Below are 14,604 nucleotides of genomic sequence, written 5' to 3'. Positions count from 1 at the left end.
CCCTCGCCTACGCTGACAGGAGCCACCAGGCTGGTATTGCAGCCCACAAAGGCATTATCGCCAATCTTCGTGCGGTGCTTCAGCTTGCCGTCATAGTTGACGGTTACAGTGCCACAGCCCAGATTTACGTTGGAGCCCACATCAGAATCACCGATATACTGCAGATGCGGCAGCTTGGTGCCGACGCCTACATTGGAATTCTTTACCTCCACAAAATTGCCAATCTTCACATCACTGAAGATATGGGAATTCGGGCGGATATGCACATAAGGCCCCATGGTAACGCCGCTGTCAATCACGCACTCATGACCGTAGGTGAACTGGGCCGTCACGTTGTCACCGATATTCGCATCGCTGAAACGGCTGTCAGGGCCTATCTCACAGCCCTCGCCTACAACGGTTTTGCCCTCAAGCCAGGTAAACGGATAAATAACAGTATCCGCGCCAACCTCGACATCTGCATCTATAAAGGTGCTGTCAGGGTCCATGATAGTGACGCCGTTATCCATCAGCTCAATGTTCTTGCGGCGGCGGAGAATCTTCTCCGCTCCGGCCAGCTGAACCCGTGAATTGATGCCCAGCGTCGATTCATAATCATCTGCCGCCACGGCATGAAGCTTGCCGCCCTTTTCGCGTATAATCTCCAGCACATCCGGCAGGTAATACTCACCCTGGGCGTTGTCGCAGCCAACCTTTTCCAGCGCCGCAAACAAATCCTGACATTCAAAGCAGTAAATGCCGGAGTTTACCTCCCTGACCTGGCGCTCCTCCTCGGTAGCATCCTTCTGCTCAACAATCCGCGCCACATCGCCCTCCGCAGTGCGGATAATGCGGCCGTAGCCGGTGGCATCAGGCATGATGGCAGTCAGCACGGTAGCCCTGGCTCCTGCCGCCTTGTGCCCCTCGCAGAGCCTTGTAATCAGATCGGCAGTAACCAGCGGCGTATCACCACAGAGAACCACCACGGTTCCCTTCTCATCCTGCAGAAGAGGCTCCGCCTGACGGACAGCATGGCCGGTGCCCAGCTGCTCCGCCTGCACCACGAACTCCGCCTGCTCGCCCATGGCTTCCCTTACCTGCTCGCCGCCAAAGCCCACAACCACGATATTGCGTCTAGCTCCTGCGCCCTTGGCAGCATCCAGTACATGCTGCAGCATCGGCTTGCCTGCCGCCTTGTGCAGAACCTTTGGCAGTTTGGACTTCATGCGCGTTCCCTTGCCTGCCGCCAAAATTATGGTAACTAAATCCAGCATTATATTGCCTCCAAAATACAATAAAGATTATTTATCACTAATATGAATCATATTGACATGAACTATTATTTTACTTGGCCGCCTTGCCTGCCTTCTTTTTAAGCTCCTCCATGCTGGCCAGCAGGGTATGCTCCGCCTGCTCCATGTGATACTCGGAGGCCGCCTGTGCCTCCTTGACATCACCCTTGGCTATCGCCTCCACAATGCGGCAATGCTCCTCATGGGTAGCTTTCAGACGCCCGGGATAGGACATGGAGGTGGAACGGAAGCGCGTCAGCTGCTCCCGCAGGTTGAAAATAATCCCAACCAGGCGCGAGTTGCGGCTGGCCTGATACAGGAGATCGTGAAACTCCATATCAGTTTCTACAATCTTGTCTATATCGCCTTCCTCAATGTACTCACCGATGGACACCAGCAGCCGCTGCAGCTGCTCCAGCTCCTCATCGGTAATGCGCTCTGCCGCCAGACCGCTGGCCAGCGAATCCAGCGAAGTGCGTATCTCAAACACCTCATTGACATCACGTATGGACAAATTTGCCACATAGGTGCCGCGCCGCGGCATCATGATGACGTACCCTTCCAGCTCCAGCTTGCGGATAGCCTCACGGACAGGGGTACGGCTTACCCCCAGCTCCTCCGCCAGCTGAATCTCCATCAGTCTTTCCCCCGGTGCCAGCACACCCTTGCGGATGGCGTCACGCAGGGTTTCACACACAACCTCCCTGAGAGGCTGGTAACTATCCAATTTTATTGGTGTCAGCTTTTTTTCCATCTAAATCAAAATCCTTCTATTCCCAAATACCCCGGCAGAAAAGCCCTGCAGCTGCCTGCCAGCCAATACTGAACCGGAAAACCTCATCCCCAACAATATAACGCCTGACAAACGGCGGCGTCATACCACAGTTTTCGCCACATACACCGCGGCCCCGGCATCCAGCGCCCTGATGGCCGCCGCAATTCTTCCGGCAGATGCTTCGTCCCCTGCCAGACCGAACACAGTAGGGCCGCTGCCGGACATCATGCTGGCCAGAGCCCCCTGCTGCAACATGGTTTTTTTGTAGGAATCTATGATGGCATGCTTTCTGACAGTGACACCCTCCAGCACGTTGCACAAAAGACCGGCCGCCCTGTCAAGGCTTCCCGCCCTGATGGCCTCCAGCATCGCCCCGTTGTCGGGATGAGGGCCATCGTAGCCGGCATCATAGGTCTTGTACGCCCAGGCAGTGGAAACCCCTACCTCCGGCTTGGCCAGAACCACAAAGGTCTCCGGAAAATCCGGCAGCCTTGTCAGCCTTTCACCCCTGCCTTCAGCCAGCATGGTGCCGCCCAGCAGGCAGAATGGAATATCGGAGCCAAGCCTTGCCCCCAGCTCGCAGAGCTTTTCCTCCGATGCCCCTAGCTCATATAGCCGGTTCATGCCTTTCAGCACAGCTGCCGCATCTGCGGAGCCCCCGGCAAGTCCGGCCGCCATAGGGATGCGCTTCACCAGCTCTATGCTGACACCGCCCGGCAGGTCATACTCCTGCTGCATGAGGGACGCGGCCTTCCAGCAGAGATTTGTTTCGTCCGCCGGCAACGTTCCCTTCTGCCCCTCAATAGCTATGGACAGCTGAATACCTGCCCCTGTTTTTTTCAGGGACAGCGTATCGTGCAGACTGACCTCCTGCATAACCATGGCCACCTCATGATAGCCATCCTCACGCAGGCCGAGAATATCCAGTGTCAAATTGATTTTTGCATTTGCATCCAGTGTTATCAAAACGCCAACACATCCTACAGTCCAATTTTGCATATCACTCATAAATTTTATCAATTTTTTGGCTTTTCTTCAAGTGTTATTAAAAGATTATTGACTTTTCTTCACCGGAAAAGGATAATATCTTAGATGAAGTTTTTTGCTGGAAGGTGATTGTGTGGAATATATACTGGCGTGTATATCAATAGAGGACAATCCGACAAGGCTGTGCCTGATTGCGGCTGTTGTAATTCTGCTTTTTAACTGCCTGTGGGCTTTTCTCGACAGGCTTCTGCTGCCCTGGCAGACAAAAAGACTGCTGAAAAAATGGAAAATTGAGGTCAAAAACCTGCGTGTATTGCCGCTTTTGACCCAGCTGAAGGAGCTGGCGGTAAACCTGTCCGGCACCATCAGCTACGGCGCGCCTGCCGTAACCGACATTTTTCCCAACGGCATTTCCTCGGCCCGCCTGCTGGCGCTGGCCGCTGCCATTGAAAAGGGCATTGACCACCCGGTAGCAGAGGCCATCGTGGAAGAGGCCTGCGTCAGAGGACTGGCCCTGCCTGATGTTTCTGCCTCCAACCCGGTTCCCGGCAAGGGCGTGGAAGCCCTGATGAACCGCCAGTCCCTGAGCCTCGGCTCTGCCGCATTTCTGCAGGAGCAGAACATCGACATCCCGGCCGAGCTTTTTACAAAGGCCGATCAGCTGGCTTACAAGGGGCAGATTATCGTCTTTGTAGCCATCGGCAAATTCTGCCGCGGCTTTATCACCCTCCACGACAAGCTGAAACGGAGCGTGCCGGGGGATATCAGCTTCCTGCGGGAGATGGGCATCAAAACCACCATCCTGACCGGTGCCAACCGCTCCACTGCCAAAAGCTACAGCAGGCCATCCACCATCGACCAGATACGCAGTGAGCTTGACAGCATGGGCAAGGCAAAGGAGCTCCTGCTGATGCAGACCGGCGGTCAGGTCATCGGGGCGGCAGGCAGAACCATGAAATTCGAGGGTGCCATCAAAAGCGCCCAGCTCAGCTTTGCCCTGGAGTACGCCGACGAGGCCGTAAAAACCATGGCCGACGTGCTGATTCACACCAACAGCCTGGGTACCATTGCCACGGCCAAAGGCATCTGCCGGGTGGCTGAAGGCAAGAAAAAAACAGGCCGGCTTATCTGCATAGCCTGCAACCTGCTTGTGATATTGTCCGTCGTGTTTTTGCTGAATCTGGCCAGCCTGCCGGCCTACGGCTCCCTGCTGCCCATACTGCTGGGCGTATTTGCCGCAATACTGCTGATTATGAATCAGATACCATTGCAATACTGATGTGGATATGTGATATGAAATATAATTATGATGAATGTGAAAGGAATGTACTCAGCTATGGATAAGGAACAGTTTGATATTTTGGTGGACACCGTGCTGGAAACCAGCGCCCGGCCGCCTAAAAATTTGTTTGAGGGCGGCTACGGTGACTGGCACTGCCGGGCGAGGCTGGCACATTTTCTGGCCATGCCGGAGCTGAACCGCCCGGAAGCGGCCAAGGAGCTGTTCCTGTCTGTGCTCGACGTGGAGCCTGACGAGGAAAACGGCGAGGACATTGAGGAAAAGACCTACGCCCTGCAGCACCTCAGCCAGCTGGAAAGGGACGCTGAAAGCTACGAGGATGCCCTGAAATACATAAACCTGGCTCTGGAAACCGCAGAAAATTCCGATTTTCTGTACCGTTACATCCTCCGGGGCGAGCTGTGGGCCGACCGCTGGAATCTCCTGCATCTGATGAAGCGCACCGAGGAAGCGGAGGCCGAAGCTGACGAGCGCATCGAATCCTTCAAGGATATCCCGGCCCCTCACAACAGCTATCTGTACTACGGCTACCGCTTCAAGGCACAGCTGGCCGCAGAGCGCGGCACCGCCCTGATTGCCAAGGACTACATGCACATGGCCCTGCATGCCATGGAGCTGCCGCCTGTCAATCAGGAAAAGCTGAAACATGCCTTTGAGGCACAGCACGAAAATGTCTCCTGGATTCTGGCCGAAATTGACAAGGCCACGCCAAATCCCGACAACCTGCACTGGGATATCTGACCCACGCGTATATGCGCACGTATATATGCGCACATATCAATAAATATACATACATATAAATACATGTACATGCAAAATACCCCCGCCGACGGCGTGCTCAGCTGCCGTCAGCAGGGGTATTTTTTTTCTGCTGTTTTTTTGCCTTGTTCTGAGCCCGCCGCATCTGGAAAAAATCCTTCATCAGCTGGCGGCACTCATCCTCCATGACCCCGGCAGTAACAGCCAGACGATGATTCAGCAGCCTGTGGTTTACCACGTTGAAGATGGATTCCACCGCGCCGAACTTTGACTCGGCACTGCCGTACACCAGCCGGTCAATGCGGCTGTTTACCAGAGCCCCCGCGCACATGGCGCACGGCTCAATCGTCACGTACAGGGTAAGTCCGCTGAGGCGCCAGCGGTTCAGGCGGCGGCAGGCACTCCTTATGGCCTCCATTTCCGCATGCGCCGTCGCGTCCTTTTTGCTTTCCCGCAGATTGTAGCCGGCAGACACAACAGTGCCGTCCTCATTGCTCACAAGGACGGCACCTATAGGAATCTCCCCCAGGCTGTAAGCCTTTTTCGCTTCTGCCAGGGCGAGCAGCATGTAATATTTATCATCCAGTACCATTTAATCACCATCACTTTGCACACGCCCGGACTACCTCATGCCGGTACGCAGTCTGTAAAAAAAATCCAAATCCACGCCATTTTCATAAAACAGCGACTGGGTGGCACTGCTGCCCTCCCAGACAGCCGCTTCGGAAACCTGTGCCGCACTCTCCTCGCGCCTGCGGCGCGCCATGCTGTTCTGCAGCATTTCCTTGAAGCTGCCCTCGCCGCCACTCTGGTCATCACGATTTCGCCGCTGCAGCCACGGGCTGTTTACATCCAGATTAACGCCATTTATTCTGTTCACCCTGTCTACCTTGCTCATCATGATAACCACCGCCTTTCGTCCCTCAGCCTGCCACGCCATTACGCTATGCAACAGTCAACCCATCAGCCAAAAAACCATGCTCACCGGAAAGCCTTTGCACTTTATACGCCTCTAATAATATATCGTTACAAAAAATCCTCCAATTAAGCCTTTTTTCCTATATTTTCAAATCACGAAAAAAGAGCCTGCAGAAAATCTGCAGGCTCCATCCGGTTATGCTAGTTTTAAACGAAAGCTAGTAACTGATTACTTCTTGAGAGCATCGCCCAGGTTGTTCTGGGTGTTGCGAGCGGCAGCTACGGACTCTGCAAAACGCTCCTTCTCAACGCCCTCCAGCTTCAGCTCGACAATCTGCTCTACACCGTTCTCGCCCAGGATTACAGGAACGCCGATGCAGAGGTCATCCTCACCATACTCGCCCTCCAGGTATACACAGCAAGGAATGAGCTTCTTGCCATCGGTGATGATGGACTTAACCAGCTCGCCTGCAGCTGCGCCAGGAGCATACCAGGCGGAGGTGCCCAGCAGCTTCGTCAAGGTTGCACCGCCAACCTTGGTCTGAGCGATAGCATCCTCCAGCTCTGCCTCATCGAGGAAGTGGGATACAGGAATGCCCTTGTAGGTTGCAATGGAACCCAGCGGAACCATGGTCTTGTCGCTATGGCCACCGATTACCATGCCATCAATGTCGGTAGGGGTAGCAGGAATGCCCTTCTTCTTCAGTGCCTGGGACAGGAAATAACGGAAACGGGAGCTATCCAGCATACCGCCCATGCCGATTACGTGATTCTTCGGCAGACCGGAATTTTTCAGTGCCAGATAGGTCATAGCATCCATCGGGTTGGAGATTACAATGAAGATGGCATCCGGAGAATACTTGACAGCCTGCTCGATAACGCTGCCTACGATGCCAGCGTTTACGCCGATAAGATCCTCGCGGCTCATGCCAGGCTTACGAGGAATACCGGAGGTGATAACAACAACCTTGGAGCCTGCAGTAGCCTCATAGTTGTTGGTAACACCGGTAATGGTGGTATCGAAGTTCAGAATCTGGGAGGTCTGCATCATATCCATTGCCTTGCCTTCGGATACACCCTCTTTGATATCGAGAAGAACTACTTCACTAGCATAACCTGCGCTGGCAATCACGTTAGCTGCTGTTGCTCCTACATTACCTGCGCCTACAACTGTTACTTTCATTTAACAATTCCTCCTTTTATTGTGACAGGCCGCCCCTGACAGCCTGACTCTTTAACTAATGATATTATAACAAATATCTATGGCAGATACAAGTAAAATGTGATAAACCATCGTAAAATATACTATTTGACGGTATCCATTGCGCAAATATAACCGCAAATGAGAATATTTTTTAGTTACGCTCCGGCATTACATGGATTAATAGCCTTAGATAGCAAAATTTCCTGCAAATTTGTTGTACCTATATACTGCAAATTTATTATATTCCATATTATTGTTGTTTAATTCTTATAGATTTGGTAGAATTAAAGAAAGAACATGTTATTGAATTGGTTCAAAGGAGACTTGTCTTATGAAAAAATTATTTTTGTTCTTCCTTTGTCTGTTGTTTGCAGCGGCGCTGACCGGCTGCGGCAATGAGGAGATTGCCGCAGAAAACAGCCCGCTGGTAAAAACAAAAACAATCTCCCTGGGCGCAGGCGTCAGCGAGGGGAATTATCCCGGCGCTGTCAAGGGGCGCTACGAAACTCCTATGTCCTTCCAGGTGGGCGGGCGCATCCTGCAGCGCTTTGTGCAGGCTGGCGACTATGTGCATGCCGGCGATGTGCTCATGACCATAGACAGCCGCGATGTAGTACAGCAGGCAACTCAGGGCGAGGCACAGGTTGCCGCCGCCAGGGCACAGCTGGATCTGGCCCGCTCCAACCTGAACCGCTACAAGGCCCTCTACGAGCAGGAGGCTGTGTCTGCCAGCGTGCTGGAGCAGTACCAGACCTCCTATGACGCTGCGGAGGCTTCCTACAATCAGGCAGTGGCCATTGCCAAGCAGGGCAGGAATGCCGTAGGCTACTCCAAGCTGATTGCCGCCACGGACGGGGTTATTTCCTCCGTCACGGCCGAGGTCGGCCAGGTGGTAGCCGCCGGTCAGCAGGTAGTCAGCCTTGTCCAGACCGATGAGCTTGAGGTAGAGGTCAACCTGCCTGAAAACCGCATCGGTGACGCGGCTCTCGGACAGGAGGTTGAGGTATCCTTCTGGTCGCTGAACAACCAGACCGTCACCGGCATAATCCGCGAAATCTCACCTATGGCGGACACAGTGGCAAGAACCTACCGCATCCGCATTGCCCTGCCACAGCCGCCAAGGGGCCTGATGCTGGGCATGACCGCCTCTGCCAAAATCACCAGCGGCAGTGCCGCCGGCAAGCAGCTGCCGGTGTCCAACGCAAGCAATTTTGTGCTTCTGCCTATGGCCGCTATTTATCAGACCGGCGACCAGCCATGCGTCTGGGTGGTGGATGCCAGCAATCTGACCCTTTCCCTCAAAGCCGTGCAGGTCGAGGATTTTGACAAAAATCAGCTGAAGGTACGCGGCCTTGACAACGGGGATATCGTCGTAATAGCCGGTGTCCACAAGCTGCACGAAGGCACAAAAGTACGTCTGTCAGAGGACAACAACGAGGACAATAAATGAGAAATCTAACGGAAATTTCCCTGAAAAACAAATCACTTATCTGGTATTTTATTATCGTTGCCGCCATCGGCGGGATTTTCTTCTACTCCCGGCTGGGACGCATGGAGGATCCGAACTTCACCATCAACGAAATGATTGTCAGCGCCGCCTGGCCGGGAGCCTCGGCCGAACAGATGGAGGAGCAGGTCACTGACAAGCTGGAATCCAAGTTCCGCGACCTGCCCGGCGTCAAGCAGGTGGACAGCACCACCCGGGCAGGCACCACCTATGTCTACGTGGTGCTGCGCGATGATGTGGACCGCTCCACCATCCGCGATACCTGGCGCGATGTCCGCAATTTTGGCCGTGATCTGGAGCGGGAGCTGCCTGCCGGGGTCTATGGCCCGTATTACAATGACCGCTTTGACGACGTGTTCGGCTCCATCTATGCCCTGACCGGTGACGGCTACTCCATGGAGGAAATGCGCCAGCAGGCCGAGCGCATCAGGCGCCGCCTGGCCACCATCGACAAGGTGCAGAAGGTTGAGCTTCTGGGCGTGCAGACGGAAAAGGTCTACGTGGAAATCGAGAGTGCAAAGCTGGCCGAGCTGGGCATCAGCCCCCAGGTGCTGGCAGATGCGCTGAATACCCAGAACGAAATGACCCCCTCCGGCATGATAGAGACAAGCAGTGACAACGTTTATCTGCGCTACAGCGGCAGCTTTGACGACCTTGAAGCTATCCGGCGCACTCCTGTCAGCGCCATGGGCAAGACCTTCTTTCTGGGTGACATCGCCACGGTGGAGCGGCGCTATGCCGACCCTGCCGATACGGCCATGTACTACAACGGCGAGCCTGCCATCGGCATCGCCGTATCCATGGAAACCGGCGGCAATATCATAACCCTGGGCAACGAACTGAAAAAACACATGGATGCCATCCAGTCAGAAATGACCGCCGGCCTGGAAATACATCAGGTTTCTGACCAGCCGGCGGTGGTGACGGAATCCATCGACGACTTTATCAGCACACTGCGGGAAGCCGTAATCATCGTACTGGCAGTCAGCTTCATGAGCCTGGGCCTGCGCACAGGCATGGTGGTAGCCGGCTGTATCCCTCTGGTGCTGGCGGCCGTTTTCTGTGGCATGTACATCTTCGGCATTGATCTGCACAAGGTCTCCCTGGGAGCATTGATTATTTCCCTGGGACTGCTGGTGGATGATGCCATTATTGCCGTAGAGCAGATGAGCGTCCAGCTTGAACGGGGCCATGAGCGTTTCGAGGCCGCCTGCTATGCCTTCAGGGCCACAGCCAAGCCCATGCTGACAGGTACCCTGATTACCTGTGCCGGCTTTATCCCTGTCAGCTTTTCCGACGGCATGGCTGCGGAGTTCTGCGGCTCCCTGTTCCCTGTCATCGGCATGGCGCTGGTTATTTCCTGGGTAGTATCCGTCATGGTCGCCCCGCTTTTTGGCTTTTATCTCATCAGGCCGTCCAGCGCCGCAGCAGAGCACGATCCGTACCAGAGCAGATTCTATGTGCTGTTCCGCAAGGTTCTCTGCTGGTTCCTTGAACATAGAAAAACTGTGCTTGCATCGACTGCGGCCCTTTTTGCAGTTTCCATCGGACTGATGGGGTTAATCAAGGAAGAATTCTTTCCCCCATCCGTGCGTCCGGAAATCCTCATAAAGCTGGAACTGCCGGAGGGAGCCTCCAAAAAGGCCTCCGCCGACACGGCCAGCCGCTTTGCCAGCTTTCTGGAAGAGCACGCTGATGAAATTGAAAACTATACCTACTATGTGGGCGAAGGCTGTCCCCGCTTCGTGCTGACAGTTGACCCGGAGCTTCCTGCCGACAACCTTTCCCAGTTTGTTGTGGTAGCTAAGGAGCCAAAAAATCGCGATGCCCTCATGAAAAAAATCCGCGACCAGCTGGCAGATGCCTTCCCGGAGGTGCGAAGCAAGATTTCTGTTATCCAGACAGGGCCGCCGGCCGATTATCCTGTAATGCTGGGCGTTTCCGGCTATGACAAGGAAAAGGTGCGGCACATTGCCACCCAGGTAGCCGACAGGCTGGCAGAGGACACCAACAACTATGACGTCAATCTGGACTGGAACGAAAAATCCAAGGTACTGCATCTGGATTTTGACCAGGCCAAGCTCCGCGAGCTGGGCCTGTCACCGCAGGCCGTGGCCAAAACGGCCTACACGGAGCTCAGCGGCGCTTCTGCCGCCCAGTTCTACGCCGGGGACAGAACCATCAGCGTGGACTTGCGGCTGAAGGATATAGACAGAAGCGACCTTTCCCGCATAAAAGAGCTGCCGATATATTCGGCAGGCGGCTATGTGCCGCTGGAGCAGCTGGCAAAAATCTCCTTTCAGGCAGAGGACGGGCTGATAAAGCGCGAAAACATGCTGCCGACCATCATCGTGCAGGCCAATATCAAGGAAGGCACCGCCAATGATGCCACGGTCAAAGCCTTTGAGGCTATCAGTGACATACGCGGCAATCTCCCCTTTGGCTACAGCATCAAGATGAAGGGCGCCCAGTCTGACAGTGACGATTCCATGAAATATCTGCTGGTACCTGTACCGGCCATGGTCTTTATTATCATGACACTGCTGATGTTCCAGCTGCGAAACGGCAGGGACATGCTGCTGACCCTGCTGACAGCCCCTTTGGGCATTATCGGCGTGGCCTTTGGCATGCTGCTTCTGGACCAGGCGATGGGGTTTGTGGCTATTTTGGGCGTACTGGCCCTCAGCGGCATGATTATCCGCAACTCAGTCATCCTGATAGACCAGATTCAGAAGCATCTGGCTGACGGCGAAGCGCCGTGGGATGCCGTCATAGATTCGGCTGTCCTGCGCTTCCGCCCTATCATGCTGACGGCCGCAGCCGCCATACTGGGCATGCTGCCCCTGATGACCAGCACCTTCTGGGGGCCGATGGCAGTGGTAATCGCCAGCGGTCTTCTGGTGGCAACCGTGCTGACACTGCTGGTACTGCCTGTCATGTATGCGACGGCATACGGCATAACGAAATAAGGCTTGTTATGCTCAGCATAACGGCACAAAAATACCCCGTCCGGTCAAGTTGCCGGACAGGGTATTTTTTGTGTCTCAGTTAAAAAGCAATCAATCAGCGCTCAACTGCCAAGGCTCACTGCTCGGAGAACTGATCCTTGCCTACGCCGCACAGCGGGCAGACAAAATCATCCGGCAAATCAGCAAAGGCAGTCCCCGGCTCAATACCGTGCTCGGCATCACCGGCCGCCTCATCATAAACCCAGCCACATACATCGCAAACCCAAGTCTTCATAATAAACCCTCCTAAATATATAATACAAAGCTACCCGGCCATAAGTCTCCCTGCCGCGCCGTCAAAAGCAACAGACAGCGGCAATGAGAGAAGCATGGCTGACACGGCAGCCCACATCACACACGGTTATCTCCGGCAGCTTTCCCGAATGTCCTCCAAAAATTTAAGTGGAGTATTCATATTTTTTTCAAAGCCCGTTCCCAGCAGGATGCCCGGCCTGTTGGCCCCATGAAAATCAGTACCGCCCGTCGGCAGCATGCTGTATTTCTCAATCATGGCGCTGGCAAAGGCCCTGTCCTCATCGGTATAATTCGGGTAATACTGCTCCATGCCGGTAAGCCCGAAGCCTATCAGCTCCCTGATGGACTCCTCCTGCTCCGCCCGCGACTGCCCCTTCAGGCCAATCAGCTTGTGAAAATGCGCCAGCGACGTCACGCCGCCCGCCTGACGGATTGCCGGCAGAGCCTCCTCGGCAGGAATATCACCTGCCACGCCAACCTCCTTGACAGCAGGATTCAGGTAATTGTCCCATATATACTGGATGCCGTCGAAAACGTTCAAATCCACAATGGTACGCATGATGGCATACCTGTCCAGATGCACGGAGGCATGCCGCTTTACCATTTCCATATCAATTTCAATGCCCCTGCGGCGAAGCACATCCACCACATCGACCATTGATTCTTCCTTAATATACCGCAGACGGCTGTAAAGTTTCTGAAATGCGTCATTTTCAGGATTAAAGCCCAGGCACACCACATGAATTTTGCGGCCGCGATACGCCATGGTCATCTCCATGCCGTTGATAAAGCCTACGCCCAGCCTGTCCGCCTCTGCCGCCGCCTCTGCATCACCGGCAATGGAATCATGGTCCGTCAGGGCAAAGGCCTCCACCCCGGTTTCCTTGGCCAGCCTTGCCAGGCCGGACGGACTGTAGCTGCCATCGGAAACAGTCGAATGCACATGCAAATCTATCATAAAGTCACTCCCTCGTTTATAATATCATATACCGACATTATACTACTATTAGTCCAAAAGTTCCACAAAATGATTCAATTACCTACTTGTATTCTACCCGGTTATCAGGCTCATGGATTACCTCGCTTACCGGGCGCGAGGCCGGCCTGCTGAATCCCCTGCCCATCACCTCGTTGGCAGACATGATAATCATGAAGGCATGGGCATCAACCTCGTTGGCTATCAGCTTGATTTTCGCCACCTGGGTGAGCTTGACCGCCACAAAAATCACATCCCGCTCCTGATGAGTAAAAGCTCCCTGCCCGTGCAAAAATGTTACGCCGCGCCCCAGCTCCACAATGATTTCCTCAGCAATCCGCTCTGCCTTGCCGGAAACAATCAGCACCGCCTTGCGGCTGTTGAAGCCCGCAATAACCTTATCCGTCACCATGGCATTGATGAACATGCTGATGAGCGTAAACATAGCCGGTGTAACGCCGAACAGAAAAGCCGCCGCCAGCATAATCAGGCAGTTGAAGCCAAAAATCACACCGCCCATGTGCAGTGAATAGTATTTCTTGACAATCGCACCGATAATATCAAAGCCGCCTGTACTGCCGTCCATGCGAAACACAATGCCATAGCCGATGCCGTTAAACACACCGCCGAATATCGCCGCCAGCATCACATCCTCCACCGGCAGATACGCATTCAAAAACTGCGTCGCATCAAGGCACAGCGAAAAAATAACCGTACCGATGATGATATCAATCGTGTACTTTTCGCCCATCAGCTTCCATGCCGCCACCAGAAGCGGAATATTGTACAAAAGCGTCTGCACACCGATGGGCAGCTCTGCCAGATAGTAAAAAATAATAGCAATGCCCGTTACACCGCCGGTCAGAAGATGCGACGGCACCAGAAACAGATTGATGGAACAGCTGGCGATAAAGCACCCCAGCGTAATTCCCGCATAATGGACCGCCCTGCGCCGCATAGTCCTTTTTCTTATCATGCTCATCCCCCCTTGCCTGCACAACACAGCATAAATCACAAAAATATATCCCCGCTTCCATCATACCACACGGCGGGAAATTTATAAACATATTTTCTATATCATGGCCAAAATCACGGCAAAAGAAAACTGCCGCCAGCCCCTGACGACAGCAAAATCCTTCTTTCATATTCCTTCGCATCAAAATTTATACCACACATTATCCTTTCCCTTCTCCACACGCTTTGCCAGCACCTCGGACTGCTGCAGAAGACAGCGCAGCATTTCCATATTTTCTTTTATCTCGGAAGAATTATCATCCCACTGCATCATAACCTTTTTCATCTTTGTCTTACTCCCAGCCAAATCTCCCAGCCAAGATAGTCTATTTACACATTCAATTTTTTTTGCATTATATATATTGCAGGTGAATTTGACCTTGTTCCCATATTGTCACCTGACAAACTATGATAAAATCAAGGCAGATATACACCTGACATATTCTGCAAAGCACTATCGGTTTTTATTGTTTTTTGTTATAATGAGAGGGGAAGAGCATGGGCAACACACAGGTAAGAGACACTGTTTTCAGGCACTATTTCAATGAGACGGACAGCAAGGGCCGCCCCAGCCACAGGCTGTTATCACTGGCCAACGCCCTGAAGGGCACCAGCTACAAAAGCCCGGAG

14 protein-coding genes are annotated in these 14,604 nt (G+C 53.6%); 4 read left to right on the top strand and 10 right to left on the bottom strand.

What is annotated here, in order from left to right; genetic code table 11:
• The 3 genes from glmU to ispE all read right to left on the bottom strand — a co-directional run.
• Positions 1-1,253: bifunctional UDP-N-acetylglucosamine diphosphorylase/glucosamine-1-phosphate N-acetyltransferase GlmU (gene glmU / locus ACI3UA_RS03010; protein WP_439723349.1), on the bottom strand; the 1,253-nt coding region annotated here is incomplete at its 3' end.
• A 70-nt stretch (positions 1,254-1,323) separates the two neighbouring features.
• Positions 1,324-2,025 carry a GntR family transcriptional regulator gene (locus ACI3UA_RS03005; RefSeq protein ID WP_439723348.1) on the bottom strand — a complete coding sequence of 234 codons (702 nt, stop codon included), beginning with the start codon at positions 2,023-2,025 and terminating at the stop codon, positions 1,324-1,326.
• A 120-nt stretch (positions 2,026-2,145) separates the two neighbouring features.
• Complete coding sequence (ispE, locus tag ACI3UA_RS03000; RefSeq protein ID WP_439723347.1) at positions 2,146-3,012, bottom strand: 4-(cytidine 5'-diphospho)-2-C-methyl-D-erythritol kinase; 867 nt, start codon at positions 3,010-3,012, stop codon at positions 2,146-2,148.
• Between the two features lie 154 nt (positions 3,013-3,166).
• On the opposite strand from ispE, the gene ACI3UA_RS02995 reads away from it, so the two are divergent.
• A complete protein-coding gene (locus tag ACI3UA_RS02995; RefSeq protein ID WP_439723346.1) occupies positions 3,167-4,312 on the top strand; it encodes an HAD family hydrolase in 1,146 nt (381 codons plus the stop codon).
• Between the two features lie 57 nt (positions 4,313-4,369).
• Positions 4,370-5,074, top strand: a complete 705-nt coding sequence (locus ACI3UA_RS02990) for a tetratricopeptide repeat protein (protein WP_439723345.1) — start codon at positions 4,370-4,372, stop codon at positions 5,072-5,074.
• A 97-nt stretch (positions 5,075-5,171) separates the two neighbouring features.
• Here ACI3UA_RS02990 and tadA read toward each other — a convergent pair whose 3' ends face one another.
• The 3 genes from tadA to ACI3UA_RS02975 all read right to left on the bottom strand — a co-directional run bounded on the left by tadA (position 5,172) and on the right by ACI3UA_RS02975 (position 7,193).
• Entirely contained in the window at positions 5,172-5,684 is a 513-nt protein-coding gene (tadA, locus tag ACI3UA_RS02985; protein WP_439723344.1) for a tRNA adenosine(34) deaminase TadA, read from the bottom strand.
• 30 nt (positions 5,685-5,714) lie between these two features.
• Positions 5,715-5,993 (bottom strand): hypothetical protein, encoded by a 279-nt coding sequence (locus ACI3UA_RS02980; RefSeq protein WP_439723343.1) that lies wholly within the window; start codon positions 5,991-5,993, stop codon positions 5,715-5,717.
• Positions 5,994-6,239: 246 nt separating this feature from the next.
• Positions 6,240-7,193, bottom strand: a complete 954-nt coding sequence (locus tag ACI3UA_RS02975; protein ID WP_439723342.1) for a malate dehydrogenase — start codon at positions 7,191-7,193, stop codon at positions 6,240-6,242.
• A gap of 352 nt (positions 7,194-7,545) precedes the next feature.
• Here ACI3UA_RS02975 and ACI3UA_RS02970 point away from each other — a divergent pair, with 352 nt between their 5' ends.
• Positions 7,546-8,664: an efflux RND transporter periplasmic adaptor subunit gene (locus tag ACI3UA_RS02970; protein ID WP_439723341.1), complete on the top strand. Its 1,119-nt coding sequence runs from the start codon at positions 7,546-7,548 to the stop codon at positions 8,662-8,664.
• The gene (locus ACI3UA_RS02965; RefSeq protein WP_439723340.1) at positions 8,661-11,690 is read left to right on the top strand and encodes an efflux RND transporter permease subunit; all 3,030 of its coding nucleotides are present in this window, start codon (positions 8,661-8,663) and stop codon (positions 11,688-11,690) included. Before ACI3UA_RS02970 ends, ACI3UA_RS02965 begins: the two co-directional genes overlap by 4 nt.
• A 115-nt stretch (positions 11,691-11,805) precedes the next feature.
• Here the strand turns inward: ACI3UA_RS02965 and rd are convergent, their stop codons facing one another.
• The 4 genes from rd to ACI3UA_RS02945 form a co-directional block, all read right to left on the bottom strand.
• Positions 11,806-11,964 (bottom strand): rubredoxin, encoded by a 159-nt coding sequence (gene rd / locus ACI3UA_RS02960; RefSeq protein WP_439723339.1) that lies wholly within the window; start codon positions 11,962-11,964, stop codon positions 11,806-11,808.
• Between the two features lie 126 nt (positions 11,965-12,090).
• Complete coding sequence (locus tag ACI3UA_RS02955; RefSeq protein WP_439723338.1) at positions 12,091-12,942, bottom strand: PHP domain-containing protein; 852 nt, start codon at positions 12,940-12,942, stop codon at positions 12,091-12,093.
• An 82-nt stretch (positions 12,943-13,024) separates the two neighbouring features.
• A complete protein-coding gene (locus tag ACI3UA_RS02950) occupies positions 13,025-13,942 on the bottom strand; it encodes a YitT family protein (RefSeq protein WP_439723337.1) in 918 nt (305 codons plus the stop codon).
• Between the two features lie 174 nt (positions 13,943-14,116).
• Complete coding sequence (locus tag ACI3UA_RS02945) at positions 14,117-14,260, bottom strand: hypothetical protein (protein ID WP_439723336.1); 144 nt, start codon at positions 14,258-14,260, stop codon at positions 14,117-14,119.
• Between the last annotated feature and the right edge of the window lie 344 nt (positions 14,261-14,604).

The organism is Anaerovibrio sp. (assembly GCF_051866355.1).
Classification (GTDB): domain Bacteria; phylum Bacillota; class Negativicutes; order Selenomonadales; family Selenomonadaceae; genus Anaerovibrio.
Note: the sequence above shows the minus strand (reverse complement) of the source record. Positions and strands in the feature narration are given on the sequence as shown.

What these genes read in the sequence shown, in the direction of transcription:
- ACI3UA_RS03005 (WP_439723348.1), bottom strand. Translation starts at nt 2,025, where the DNA reads ATGGAAAAAAAGCTGACACCAATAAAATTGGATAGTTACCAGCCTCTC.
- ACI3UA_RS02990 (WP_439723345.1), top strand. Translation starts at nt 4,370, where the DNA reads ATGGATAAGGAACAGTTTGATATTTTGGTGGACACCGTGCTGGAAACC.
- tadA (WP_439723344.1), bottom strand. Translation starts at nt 5,684, where the DNA reads ATGGTACTGGATGATAAATATTACATGCTGCTCGCCCTGGCAGAAGCG.
- ACI3UA_RS02980 (WP_439723343.1), bottom strand. Translation starts at nt 5,993, where the DNA reads ATGATGAGCAAGGTAGACAGGGTGAACAGAATAAATGGCGTTAATCTG.
- ACI3UA_RS02975 (WP_439723342.1), bottom strand. Translation starts at nt 7,193, where the DNA reads ATGAAAGTAACAGTTGTAGGCGCAGGTAATGTAGGAGCAACAGCAGCT.
- ACI3UA_RS02970 (WP_439723341.1), top strand. Translation starts at nt 7,546, where the DNA reads ATGAAAAAATTATTTTTGTTCTTCCTTTGTCTGTTGTTTGCAGCGGCG.
- ACI3UA_RS02965 (WP_439723340.1), top strand. Translation starts at nt 8,661, where the DNA reads ATGAGAAATCTAACGGAAATTTCCCTGAAAAACAAATCACTTATCTGG.
- rd (WP_439723339.1), bottom strand. Translation starts at nt 11,964, where the DNA reads ATGAAGACTTGGGTTTGCGATGTATGTGGCTGGGTTTATGATGAGGCG.
- ACI3UA_RS02955 (WP_439723338.1), bottom strand. Translation starts at nt 12,942, where the DNA reads ATGATAGATTTGCATGTGCATTCGACTGTTTCCGATGGCAGCTACAGT.
- ACI3UA_RS02950 (WP_439723337.1), bottom strand. Translation starts at nt 13,942, where the DNA reads ATGAGCATGATAAGAAAAAGGACTATGCGGCGCAGGGCGGTCCATTAT.
- ACI3UA_RS02945 (WP_439723336.1), bottom strand. Translation starts at nt 14,260, where the DNA reads ATGAAAAAGGTTATGATGCAGTGGGATGATAATTCTTCCGAGATAAAA.